The organism is Psychromonas aquatilis (assembly GCF_038155185.1).
In the GTDB taxonomy this organism is placed as follows: domain Bacteria; phylum Pseudomonadota; class Gammaproteobacteria; order Enterobacterales; family Psychromonadaceae; genus Psychromonas; species Psychromonas aquatilis.
Genome location: NZ_JBAKAZ010000035.1, coordinates 1 through 12,526, shown reverse-complemented (window position 1 = coordinate 12,526; position 12,526 = coordinate 1). Strand labels below are relative to the sequence as shown.

At 26.6% G+C, this 12,526-nt stretch carries 13 protein-coding genes; 5 read left to right on the top strand and 8 right to left on the bottom strand.

All coding sequences use genetic code 11. From position 1 onward, the window contains the following. Nucleotides 1-5 precede the first annotated feature (5 nt). Both V6256_RS10035 and V6256_RS10030 read left to right on the top strand, forming a co-directional pair. On the top strand, nucleotides 6-803 hold the full coding sequence (locus tag V6256_RS10035) for a hypothetical protein (protein WP_341598076.1): 798 nt from the start codon (nucleotides 6-8) through the stop codon (nucleotides 801-803). A 132-nt stretch (nucleotides 804-935) separates the two neighbouring features. Then, the gene (locus tag V6256_RS10030) at nucleotides 936-1,511 is read left to right on the top strand and encodes a hypothetical protein (RefSeq protein WP_341598075.1); all 576 of its coding nucleotides are present in this window, start codon (nucleotides 936-938) and stop codon (nucleotides 1,509-1,511) included. Nucleotides 1,512-1,513: 2 nt separating this feature from the next. On the opposite strand, the gene V6256_RS10025 is transcribed toward V6256_RS10030, so the two are convergent. Then, entirely contained in the window at nucleotides 1,514-2,248 is a 735-nt protein-coding gene (locus V6256_RS10025) for a hypothetical protein (protein ID WP_341598074.1), read from the bottom strand. Nucleotides 2,249-2,522: 274 nt separating this feature from the next. On the opposite strand from V6256_RS10025, the gene V6256_RS10020 reads away from it, so the two are divergent. Further along, the gene (locus V6256_RS10020; protein WP_341598073.1) at nucleotides 2,523-3,881 is read left to right on the top strand and encodes a hypothetical protein; all 1,359 of its coding nucleotides are present in this window, start codon (nucleotides 2,523-2,525) and stop codon (nucleotides 3,879-3,881) included. 99 nt (nucleotides 3,882-3,980) lie between these two features. Here the strand turns inward: V6256_RS10020 and V6256_RS10015 are convergent, their stop codons facing one another. Next, nucleotides 3,981-6,308, bottom strand: coding sequence for a hypothetical protein (locus V6256_RS10015; protein WP_341598072.1), 2,328 nt, complete (start codon nucleotides 6,306-6,308; stop codon nucleotides 3,981-3,983). Between the two features lie 204 nt (nucleotides 6,309-6,512). On the opposite strand from V6256_RS10015, the gene V6256_RS10010 reads away from it, so the two are divergent. After that, entirely contained in the window at nucleotides 6,513-6,836 is a 324-nt protein-coding gene (locus V6256_RS10010) for an XRE family transcriptional regulator (RefSeq protein ID WP_341598071.1), read from the top strand. Nucleotides 6,837-6,940: 104 nt separating this feature from the next. Here the strand turns inward: V6256_RS10010 and V6256_RS10005 are convergent, their stop codons facing one another. Further along, nucleotides 6,941-7,252, bottom strand: coding sequence for a hypothetical protein (locus V6256_RS10005; RefSeq protein WP_341598070.1), 312 nt, complete (start codon nucleotides 7,250-7,252; stop codon nucleotides 6,941-6,943). After that, entirely contained in the window at nucleotides 7,249-7,755 is a 507-nt protein-coding gene (locus tag V6256_RS10000; protein WP_341598069.1) for a hypothetical protein, read from the bottom strand. The genes V6256_RS10005 and V6256_RS10000 overlap by 4 nt, the downstream gene beginning before the upstream one ends. 268 nt (nucleotides 7,756-8,023) lie before the next feature. Here V6256_RS10000 and V6256_RS09995 point away from each other — a divergent pair, with 268 nt between their 5' ends. After that, nucleotides 8,024-8,293 carry a hypothetical protein gene (locus tag V6256_RS09995; RefSeq protein ID WP_341598068.1) on the top strand — a complete coding sequence of 90 codons (270 nt, stop codon included), beginning with the start codon at nucleotides 8,024-8,026 and terminating at the stop codon, nucleotides 8,291-8,293. Nucleotides 8,294-8,372: 79 nt separating this feature from the next. Here V6256_RS09995 and V6256_RS09990 read toward each other — a convergent pair whose 3' ends face one another. The 4 genes from V6256_RS09990 to V6256_RS09975 all read right to left on the bottom strand — a co-directional run bounded on the left by V6256_RS09990 (nucleotide 8,373) and on the right by V6256_RS09975 (nucleotide 12,373). Continuing rightward, nucleotides 8,373-9,899 carry a zincin-like metallopeptidase domain-containing protein gene (locus tag V6256_RS09990; RefSeq protein ID WP_341598067.1) on the bottom strand — a complete coding sequence of 509 codons (1,527 nt, stop codon included), beginning with the start codon at nucleotides 9,897-9,899 and terminating at the stop codon, nucleotides 8,373-8,375. A 246-nt stretch (nucleotides 9,900-10,145) separates the two neighbouring features. After that, nucleotides 10,146-10,688, bottom strand: coding sequence for a hypothetical protein (locus V6256_RS09985; protein WP_341598066.1), 543 nt, complete (start codon nucleotides 10,686-10,688; stop codon nucleotides 10,146-10,148). A gap of 1 nt (nucleotide 10,689) precedes the next feature. Then, complete coding sequence (locus tag V6256_RS09980; RefSeq protein ID WP_341598065.1) at nucleotides 10,690-11,817, bottom strand: hypothetical protein; 1,128 nt, start codon at nucleotides 11,815-11,817, stop codon at nucleotides 10,690-10,692. A gap of 13 nt (nucleotides 11,818-11,830) precedes the next feature. Beyond that, complete coding sequence (locus tag V6256_RS09975; RefSeq protein ID WP_341598064.1) at nucleotides 11,831-12,373, bottom strand: hypothetical protein; 543 nt, start codon at nucleotides 12,371-12,373, stop codon at nucleotides 11,831-11,833. Nucleotides 12,374-12,526 lie beyond the last annotated feature (153 nt).

Here is a 12,526-nt window from a genome sequence, read left to right as displayed (position 1 = left end):
TTTATATGAGTGATAATGAAATAAAAAATAATAATGGTTTTCAAGTTGGAAAAATAGAACCAGAAAAGTCTTTATTAAAAAGTCTTGCTAATCTTTCAAAATTTTCATCTTCAAAAATTAAAGATTTGGAATATGAATATGAAGAAAAAACCACAATGAAAGAAGAAGTTGAAAAAGCTATCAAAGAACGAATGTCTGCCTATGAAAAGGAAGGAAGTATAAAGGGCCATATTTACGGAATAAACGGTCAAAGGAAGTTTGATACTGAAAGCGGTATTTTTAGTAGTAATAAACGCGCTTATGCCGGAATGTCCCCTGAACCAGATACAATAGTTGATATGTTATTGCTTGTTAAAGACAAAAATATAATTCAATTTCCTCACAGTGAAGAAAATGTAAAAAGTTTCAAAGAAGCAATGCAAAAAATAAAGGACGAACAGCTTTTTGATTTAGAATTAATTACTTTTAGTGCCGGTGTTGATCCATCTTTTGAAGAAGCGCTTAAAGAAGTTATGAGCAATGGTTTACAGATTGGTAATGATCTGACAAATGAACAAAAAAAACCAGAACAAGAGCTTGATGATGGTTTGCAAGTAGGCAAAGATAAAAATAATAAAAATAATAAAGATAATAAAGGCACATCCCTAAAATCAGAAAAAGTGGAAGAAAAAAGTTACTTGGAAAAAAGGGAAGAGGAGATGGAAAAGAGGCTCGCTGAAATGAAAGGCATTATAGAAAGCAACAGCAAGCCGCCAAAAGAAACAAAAAAGAGAAGCATAAGAAATATAGGAAATAAAATATAACATTTTAATTTACGTTAATTAAATTTGAAAAAATTAACAACTTTAAATCGGTTGTTAATTTTTTATTTAAATTGATTATTTCAACATTGTTATTTACAATTAAAAAATCATAAATTAAAAGGAAATATAATTATGTCAGTTTTTGATGTATCTAAACTTTCTCTTGAAGAACTTAATAAAGAGTTTGAAAAAGCAAAAGAAATAATTTCAAAAAAAGAACTTTTTCAAGAAGAGCTTAAAGAAAATCTTGAATTTATTTCAACATTAGATAATGACTACAAAAAATGTATTGCTGTTGATTTATTATTACCTTTTATTGTTGATAATATAAATTTATCAAGAGAAAAAGATAAAATTAAAGAACTTCAACAAAAGATTTCACCTTCTTTGGATAAAGAAAAGAAACCTCGTGCAGTAAAAAAACAAAGATATCAACTTTTTAATGTTAATGAATTAGAAGAAAAAGCACCTCACTTCCATAAATATTTAACGACAAATGAGGGCTGTGGATTACATTTACAAGATCCTAAATTTCTTGTCGTTTATAGAAAAAGGTATAACGACCAAGCAAACGAAGCAGCGATTTTAGATGGATTTGAAACATCAAAAGAGTTGTTGGATAAGCTTGCTAAAAAAGAAGCAATAGTTTCACCGCAGTTAACAGAAGAGCCAACTTCAATAGACCTTTCTTACTTTAAAGAAGTGTAGTCTTATTGGTTTGAGAGGTTGTTTAAGGCCATAGATAATATTGCTTTACATAGGTAAATTTCAGGGTGGTTGATAGGCACTCTGATTTTATCAAAATCTTTATGTGTATTTTGTATATAACGATCACCTCTCAAACAAGAATATATGTTTTCTTTAAGAGAGTTACACATAAAACTATCTAATTTAGAAAAGTTAGTTCCTATGGTTTTACATACCTTGTCATAAAGTTTCTCGTCTTCTACATATATCGATTTGTTTAACGCTAATACCATTTTAAAGTTTAAGTTAACCTTTGATAATTCCCTTTTATATTCGTTGAGGATTTTATCATTGCTTTTTATCAGTTTAATTGTTTTGTTAAAAGTCGTTTTATGAAGGTTGTGAGCAACATTAAGATTATTATATTTTATCATTCGTTGCATTAAATCATTGTCATTTAACTCACTTAATTCTTCGAAATATCCTGTTGAAAATATTTTATCTTTTAATGCGTTATACTTTTTATCTTGCTCTTCCTTAATCAAATTTAACTCTTTAATTATTCTGTTTTTTTCAATTTTTATTTTTGTATTTCTATGTTTTTTTCTTAAAATAATATGGCTCTCAGCCAAGTGTTGGATTTTTTTAAATTCTTCAATTATCTCAGCCGGATTAAGCCCAAACCCTTCTAAAATCAAAGAGTCTTTATCTTTATTTTCATAAACATTTATCTCATTTATCTTTTTTATTATATTCATATTATATTCTCCTTAATATATTAATTACCATATATAAAAATATATTCAAAAAAATAGAATTTTAATTTTTTAACAAAACTCAATATTGCTTATTTTTTTTAAAAAACCACTGAAAAACTTTTGTTTAATACCTTTTCTTCAACCTTTACCTGCCCTCACTATATTTCTTTAAAAAAAATAATATTATAAAAAATAATATATATATATTATTCGGTTGTGTTTTTTTTGAACAATGTTAAATATATGTATAGGCTTACATAAAAAAGGAGGTTATATGAAAAATAAAATTAAATTTATTAAAGAAAAAATAAATAATGTTTTTTTTGAACAAAAAGAGGAGTTAAAAGAGCCTTCTGAAAAAAATGAAACCGATCAGTTAGATATAGATATAGATATAGACGAGTTTCTTACAGATATGGACGAATTTATTTGTGAAGACACTATATTTGACGTTGAAAGTGAATATGAATATAAAACAGAAGAAGAAGTTAAAGTATGCTTTGCTTTTGAAGAGGTCAAAGACTTTCTAAACAATGCAAAGAAAGCATTTAAACAAAGAGAGGCATTAGGGAAGAATGGTAAAGGCATAGAAATCGAAAATGAATTAAGTTTTAATATCGATATAACAGGAATTAAAATTGCTTTTAGAGAAATACCTCCACAAATAACAATCAAAAAATACCCCGATGATATTTTAAAACTGAATGCAGCAAAAAGAAAATTACATCAATCAGCAATTGTTAAACCTATAAGAAAAATATTAAAGCCCTATCCTAATATAAAGTTTGTTGAAGACCTGGCTGAAACAATTGAAAATGATAATAACATTCCAAGAAACGAATTATTAAAAACGCCTGAAAAGTTTTTTAAGATTGCTGAAAACTTTGAAATGCCAGGTCGATTTACTTTTATTCCTGACGATGTTTTTATTACTTTTGTTGAGAAAGAATTACATCAAAATTATTCTGTTATGTTTAAAGATTTTCATTCTTACAATCAAAGTGAAGTTGTTGTTCGTCCTAAAAGTGGACTTATAGATCACTATGAAAATCAAAAAATGAATGAATGTTTGGCTTATTTAGTTAATAAACATAATTTAAAAAAATACCATGTAAACCGATTTGTTCTTCCTCCTGTTATTCATTTGTTAATACTGAATGGCGAACCTAAAAAGAAAGAAAAAGAAGAGGGAGAGCAACCTTTTACTGTTGATGATGGAACAAAAATAAAAAGCATTTATAAAGACGATATTCATAGAACTTTTCATTTAAACCACCCTTTCACAGAAGAAGTAAATGTCAAAGATTTCACTTCTTATATCGTTAATAATGTAAAAGAGTTATGTTTCTATAATTACAATACAGCGGTTTCTAAAAAAAATATTCAGTTTGATAAAAACAAAAATATTATTAGAAGCGTGATATCTAATTTCTGTGAAAAATCGAATATATTAGAAAAAGACTTATTTAAAAACCCTGGTGAAAGACAGTTAGAAGATTTAATCAATACTTACCTAATACTGTTTAGTAAATACTATTCTTTATATCATTCAAATAAAATACCTGATGATCTATTCACGAAGAAAAAAGAAAGCCAAAAAGTTGAAGCCGACAAAAAGAAAATGAAAAAGTAATCTTCTTTTAATATGATCTCGACTTTTTTAGTATCAACTTGCTTGATTGAAAAAAGTGAGAAACCAAAAAATTATTTTGGTAATTCTTCACCTGTTTTTTTAAAGTTTAAGCCCTTTCGATTTAATTTTGTTTTTATTCTCTTTTACTAACTCTTGATTGTTTATGTTGTTAGTTTCTTCATCGCCTTTTTCAATCTCTTCATAATATGCAATGATTTTTTGTTTTTCGATATCTGTTAAATCATTTGATTTGTTAAGTATTTCATCTTTATTTGAAATCATATAATCATTATTGCTTTGCTGATTAAACCTAATTTCTTTAACATCTTCCTTAACGATTAACTCAATGATTTGATCGTTTATTTTAGATTGTATTTGGCTATGGTAGTCTTTAAGTTTAGGGTTTTGAAGCATTAACAGACCTGATTTTTCAGTGAAGTTATAAACACCTTTTTTAATACTTTTAACATTTCTATTGAATTGTTTATCTGTATCTGCCATTTTCCTTTCAAACTCAACTCGTATCATTTCTCTTAATGTTTCATCATTCTCTATACCTGGGAATTTTACTTTAATTTTTTTACTATTCTTATCTGTTGAAAAAAGTAATTTAAGTTCTAAATGCCTTAAATCATCATAGTTAGTATTAGTATTATTTTCATCTGGTTTAAGTGTAATAATTTCATTCGGTTTTAAGTTTTTAACATCTTCTATTAAAATGTTATTAAGTAGCGTTGCCGCTTCATTGGGCCACAAGTTTGATGTTGTAATCGATTGTTTGTTATCTGATAAATTTTCTATTTTCATAAGCGTTCTATTCTTACTATCTGTAAAGAATAAACAGTTATCTTTTTCTAAAACAGTAATGTTCTTTTTTGTTAAAAAACCTTTACTGATTTTCAAAACAAAGTGGTCATACTCGACTAAATTAATATCCTCTAAATTACCTTTTATGTATGCTCTCGATTTACCATAATTTAAAGAGTTTGGAATATGGTTTAAGTGATCCATCCTATATGCTTCTATATCTTCAACATCTAAATCAAAAGCACTAACAATATTCTTTCCTTTTAGTTCGTTATTTATCATTAATGAAGATTTATATTTTGTAAGTGAAATGTTTTTATCGGAATTAAAATTATTCATTGCCATTTTTATATATGAACAATTTCCTTGTTTGTTTATATCTACATAAACACCCGATCTTCTACACCTTTCAGCAAAAGTATAAAACGCTTTTAGTTTTAAAGCGGCTTGTTGTTCTGCTGTAATATTTATAGATTGTTTTTTCAATGACTTCATTACTGCTGAATAATGTTCCTGAATAACCTCTTCCATTTTATTTGTTTTATTATTCGCGCCTAATTTTCTATCTTGTGTTGCCCTTTCTGCAAAGGTAGCAAGTTTTGATCTAACTTCTTTATTCATAAAACTATGCTTGGTGAGTATCGCAGAACTATTTTTTAATCTTATATGAACATTAGATACTTTCTTTTCACCGGAGACTTTAACTTCAATATTGATCCCTAATTTTTCAAGTTCTTTTTTCATTTCATCAGTTGAAAGTTTTGGATTTGAAACAACTTTACCGATGTTATTTTGCAATGATTTAAACTTATCAAGGCTGCCCCTTAAACCATGCTCAGGTAGTAATTCGCTTAAATATGTTCTTCTGCTTTCAACACCATTTATTTTGTCGAAACCTAAACTAATACCTTGATCTAAAAATTGCTTATATTTTTTTTCTAATTTTGTATGTGCTGTTTGCTTTGCTAATCCAAAATCACGAGCATTCATAAAGCATTTTGAAACAGGATCAAAAGGATGCAGGTAAGAGTGAATATGTGGGTTTTCTTCATTATCGATATGCCAGTTGCTTAAAACTTCTATATCGCTTCTTTTTGTTAATCTGCCTTTTATTCCTTGTGCCTTTTTCAAGTCGTTATAAAAAACACAAAAAAATTCATTTTGTATTTCTTTCATTTTTTCCTTGGTTTTTTCTTCATTGCCTTTAAAGTGATCCAGGATTTTATTGTATTCGTGTTTTTGAAAAGTGAAATTACATTTGTAATTAAATAGTTTCTTTTTATCAAAACATTCACCGTTTAAATCCAGTTCATTCTTTTTCCTACTGTTGGCGACATAATGATTAAAGAACTCTTTTTGCTTCTCTGCTTCTTCATTACAAAGGTTTTTAAGTTCTTTTTTTGAAAGGTTTTCACCTATTAAATCTAATTTCAAACCAAGATCAGCCATTTTTGGGTTTAATTTAACCTCTAAATTGCACCTTTCTTTACTATACAGTCCGGTCTTTTTGTCAGATATTAAATAATAGATATGATTTGCCAGCCCTCCTGAACCTTTCTTTTTTATACTGCTTTCTCTGTCTGTAAATGTGTAGTGAGATTTTGCCATTTTAACGATCATACCAATTCCTTTATATGTTTCTTATTTATATTATTTAACATATAAAATAAATTATTCAATTTTAAATAAAATACAAATTAATAAACATTGAAAACTAAAACTATAACAATAAAAATCAACAATAAAATATTTAAAATACATCTTGATTTATATTAAAAAGATGATATTTATTTATTAAAGGAAGTTTTAAATAAAGGGATTAAAATGAAAGGTAATGACACATATAACAATATAAACCGCAACAAAGAGTTAATGAAAGAAATATCTAAAATAATTTCAAAGTATAAGATAAATCAAAATGATGTTGCTAAGCTGCTCGGAATTAAACAAGCCAGAGTATCTAATTTATTAGATTATAAAAAACATTATGATAAGTTTAGTATGAGCAAGCTATTTGAATATTTAGATTTATTGGGGGAGAGTGTCAATTTTTATTCAGAAAATAACTCAAATTCTAAATTGCGGATAACCATAGTAAATAATATTAGAAAAAAAAGAGAAGATAACTTACTTAAATTAAAAAAATAAAAAGTTAAATCTCTTTATAAGCCCTTTTCAGGGCTTTTTTATGTTGTTTTAAGCAACTTCAAGCTTTCAATATAAAATGCCTTTGATTTGCTTTTATAGTGCCTCTACGATAGGTAACAAGTTTTGAAAACTTCTAAATCAGGTTTTAAAATCAACTCCTCAATTTGTTTAGTTTCTTTTAATAGCGCTTTATGGAATGCATTGGCTATTTCTTTTGTCTTAGCATCGCTCCTGTCTTCGTGTAGACCTTCAATACTATGAATTTTATCAATAAAACAATTGTCTACGCTTTGTATCATTATGTAATAACCAACAGCAACAATTGAGAATGTCATCAATGTTATTGTTAGCAGAATGTTTTCTTTATTTGCTTTGATTTTCACTTCTTTATTTACTTCATTTTCAACTTCATTCATTTTTTAAAACTCCTTTTTATTTTTTTTAATGAATTTTTCCTTCTTTTCCTTTCTTTGGTTATTTTTTCCCTTAGCTCTTTAATTTCATTTTTCGTTTTTTTTATTTCGTTCATTAATAATTTTTCAAGTTCTATTTTTTTATCTTTCAACTCTGCATTTATAACATCTAATTTTTTTCTCTTGCGAATGTAATATAAATAATGATTAAACTCTTTTATTTCGTTATAGATAAATCTATCGAGATCTGCATTTATTTTATAATGATAATCTTTTGTATTATTATCGTTCGATAGAACTCTATTTTTTTGAGTGCCTACTTTAACTGCAGCATTACTAACACAAACGATATTTTTTATTAGAGATAAGGAACTTTCATCCACTCGTATCATTTCTTTTATTTTTAACAGGCTTCCATCTGTTTTTTTATTTTCTTTTTTATACCTATCTTTTAATTCGTTTACCTTTATTAAAATAGGATTGTCCTCTCTAACTCTTCTCCCCAAAACGCCACCTCTAATAGTTTAATTAATATTTATAATTAAACATATAAATAATTTTTTACAACCACCCCTAAAATATTATAATTATTAACTTTTGTTTTTTTAGTAAAAACCGCCTAAAACAAACAAAAAAAACATTTGAAATATTAAAAAATAAAAGCAAATAAAAAGTTAAATATTGATGTTAAATTAAAAAATGATATATATTGTTATATATAATGTGGATTTTATTTTTTGGTTTATATTATAGTTATTTAAAAAGGTGGTAAAAATGAAAAGTGAAAATAAAGGAGTGATTAAAACTTTAATTGCTTACAAAAATACAGTGGCTTTCTTAATTTCTTCTATTGGTTATATAGTATTGTCATTATTGAGTTTTAAAAGTATGTTATTCTTTCCAAAGAATTTCCAATATTTTATTCTTTTAGTCTTTGTATGTATAAGTATTAACTTATTTATTTATATTTACAAAAGAGAAAAGCAATTAGTATTCTTTAATAAAAAATTGGATCGGAACGATGAAGAGTTTTTAGAAGAATAATCTTTAACAACAGTCAAACCAGGCTGTTTTTTCAAAAAAAAACATCACTAAAATGATGTTTTTTGCTTAATGGTTATTCTTATTTATACTTTAAAGACATAGTTTCATTTTTGGCTTTAATTTCATTTCTGTTAGTTTCTTTATATTCGTTTCTTTTAATCTCTTGTGATTTTAAAAACTCTTTATTTTCATCATACTGAATTAAAATTGCACCTTTCAGATTATCTTTAAGTGTTTTTTCAAGTTCTTCCGGCTCTACATTACTATGTTTATCATTTTGATATTCATTAAATAATTCAGCGTTATCTACTAATAAGTTTTCTCTTTCATTAATATCAATTGCTACTTTAAATGTTTTTTCTGGGTTTTTACTTAATGCAACGGTTTGAATAACAAATGCCCCATCAACTATTAAATCTTTTGGTGTGAGGTCTTGATCTATTTCAGCTTTTAATTTCACTTCTTGTTCTAACTTCAACATATAAGCGTCAACCTTATCACCTAAATAATTTGCTGCTGCCATCGCTTTTGTAGACAAGCGTATCAAGGCTTTTTCATTGTTATTCGCACAAATAGTATTACAGTATCCTTGAATGTATTTAGCGTGAGAATTAAAAGACTTAATACCAAAACGCGCCGTTAAGAATGCAGTAGAAGTCTCGGCTATCACTTCTTCCGAAGCATACTTAACTTCAAAATTCTTTTCTTTTTTTCCGTTAACTTCTTTTTTTGCAAAGTCTCTATTCAACCTCGAAGAATGGCCTGTTGAGTGGCTTAATTCGTGAAGTATTACTGCAAGCCTCGCTTCATCACTTTCAAACCTATGCCTTGGAGGTATCACTATATGATCTTCCATAGGTGAATAATATGCTCTATTACTACCCTCTTTTTCGATAACTTCAACCTCTGACGCTTTGATGATGATCTCTGCCATTTCACAGAAATATTCACTTTCTTTTTCAGGGTTCATTCTTAATTCAGATAGCTCTTCCGCTTTTTTAAAGTAAGGTCTTTCATCTATAAACTCTTTTGGAAAATGTTCTTTTAAGTCTTCAATAGCGAAAACGCTCGATACTCTTTTCATTCCTTGATACTTTGATATATCTCTGTCTTCAAGTTCTCTCTTACTTAATAAATCAAGTTCTTTGATACGATCTTCATCAGTAATTGCTTTACCATCTTTATAGTAAGTTTTATTCCATTTGAAAATTGGAGAAACTGCACTTAATCCTTTAAGTGGTTTTTCAGGATCAAAATCATCAGTTTTTTCAATCAAATCTTTATTCTTTTTAAAATATTCATTGAGTTGCAGCCCTGTTGCAAAACAACCGACATTTTTATCAAGATCGTGCATTGCGTCTTCTAATAAAAGCGTGTTTAGTCCTGAATATGGTTTATTATCAAAATTAAGCATTTGTCCTGAAACTTTTGATTTATAAAATGATACTTTTATATCATCATCACTTTCATCCCATTCACCCCTTGGGGTAGACATTATTTTTTTTAATTTTGTTAAAACTATTTCATTAGCAGATGGTTTTTTAGCACCATTTTTATTCCATTTTTTACCTGGTTTATATTTCTTTTTCTTATTTATATCAGCCATTTTTATGCTCCTTAATTATATTGATATACATATAATTTAAGTATCATATATTTGATATTTTTGAAGTTTACTGACAAAAAGCCTTTGATTTTTATAGTATTTAAAAGAAATTTAATAGTTTTTAATTAGAAATAATATTTGTATTTATAGGTGTTTTTAGTGGTTTTTTGAAAGGTTTTTTAATGAAAAAAAACACTACAAAGTAATGCCTTTTTATAAAATGAAATGAATATTTTATTTATAGATTTATGGTTTCTCAATACTGAAAATCTCTACTTTATTATTGTTAATGTGTGTCATAACTAAAATAGTATCTTTTGTATTTTCTCTGTTAGCAATAATGCTACTTAACATATTTTTTTGTTCTTCAAGAAGTTCATTAAAAGGAATAACATTATAGTTATCTGTCTTTGAAGTATTTTTAAATCTCGTTTCAATTAATTCCTCTTCTACTCCTGAATGGACTTTATTTTTATCTATTTGTTTAATCGTATTTGAATAAACAATATCGTTAATTTTTATTGTTATATTTGCTACTTTTTTTGTAAAAATAAACTCCTGGTCTTCATCATATTCTTCTTTAAACATCTTCATAAAATTTCTATGATTAATTTCGGGGTTATCGTTTATTCCCTCAATGATTAAATCATCTATATTCATTATAAATACATTATTCTTGGGGTTAACAAGGTTTAGACAATTTGATGATTGTGAAAATATAAAATCTATTTTAGATTTCAAATGTTGACCGCTTAAAGTTTCGTTTCCTTTGTTTATTATTGATATCATTTTAATTCCTTTTTTTAATAGTTCGTTTAATCACTCTGTAATTACTAATCGCTACTTTAAGAAGTGTTAACCTAACTTTATGAGCATATTGATATTGTTTCTTAACTGCTAAACCGCCCTCTTTTAGACATGAGTTATAATTAGCAATTGATTTATTTAAGATTTCCATATTCTTTTTAATTTCGTTAATCGATTTTAATTTTTCTGCTCCTATATAACTTGCATTGAATGACATATTTTTTAACAAGTGAATGATGTAATCAGTGTTCGTTTTTTTCTTAACTACATTGTTATTAATAGAGCCTATGATCTCCTGTATTTTAAAAATACAGTTATTGATCAATCTTTTATCTCCATCTATTTCATCAAGTGTTTCAATAGATTTAAGCAATGTAGAAACAATGTTTTTATTTTTAAGTTGAAGTTCTTTTTCTTCTTCTGTCAATGTGTCTTTAAAGTCCTGGCATTGCTTATTGAAACTTTCTAAATCATCAACTTCTAAACCTCTTTCCTGTGCCAACTTCTTTTCTAAATTATTATTTTCAGGTAGATTTTTGATAGCGTTATTTATTTTTACAATGTATGGGTTTTCATCATCAATCTTCACAGTTGTTGGCGCTGCTATATCAAAATCAACAATCATTAAAGTAAGCTCTATAATCTTTACATAGAACTCTGTAAATGCAGGAGAGTTGTAGCTAATGCCAATTGTTTCATTCTTTGTATATTCCATTACTTGAAGTTCTTTTAAAGTCGCTTTTTCGCTTCCTAAAATATGAAAATTATTAATCAAATAATCAAGATCAGTATATTTACCAAAGTGATGTGTTAAGTCTTCTAAATCGTTATCACCTAACTTACTCATAAAGAAAGTATCGATTTTAGTAAGTTGGTTTTTATTAGGTTTAAATAGTTTCAAGTTGTTATTATTAATAGAATATTCCTGGTTAATTAAATCAAACTCGCCACTTTTAAAAAGGTGTGAATTAAACCTTATCTTGGTTGAATAATTTACATCGTTTCTTATTTTTTCCATTAACTCTATTAACTCATTAGAGGCGTGATATTTCTTTACACCTCTTTTAATTTCAGTATCAAAAATAGTATTGCTTTCTGCTTCCTGGTTCATTGGTATCACCTCCTTATTTAATCTCTTTTATAGCCTTTAAAACTGCTTCTTTTTTTTGTAGAGACATAGTTAATAAGGTAAGTTCTTTTATTATTTTAAAATCTATTTCGTGTGTTATTTTTTGTTTGAATGTTGAAAGTGTTCTATCAATAACATCTGCTTTTATTGCTTCATTGTTTTTTTCATTAACATCTTTTTCATCAGTAAGTTTTTTATTACAAAAATCAAAAAACTCGATTAGAAATGATTTTTCAATTGTTCTGTTTCTTTTGTATTCTTTAAAATATTTTATGAAAACTTTATGGCTTGCATTGATAAGGGTTTCAATTGTTTTAACGACATTTAACCTAACTTCTTTGCTGTCTGTATTTAAGTTTAAATCTAAAAACCCTAAGCTATTTTTTAAATCTTTTAAGTCTTTTTCTGTAAAAGGGATGTTAGATTTTGTTTTGTTAAATGCCTTTGAAATTTCCGTTTTTGTTGGGTAGCATTTAATTGATTTACCACTTTCTTTTATATTTATTTTTATATCTTCATTGTTTGTTAAATGATCCATAATTTATCTCCTTTTATTAAATCAGTTATATAATTAGAAAAACATATAATTAATAAATATCAAGTTAAGTACCACAAAAAATATTTAAAAAAAACTGACTATTCTGGTCAAGCATAACTGGACACCTGACTTTGTAAATTTTCATAGTTAATC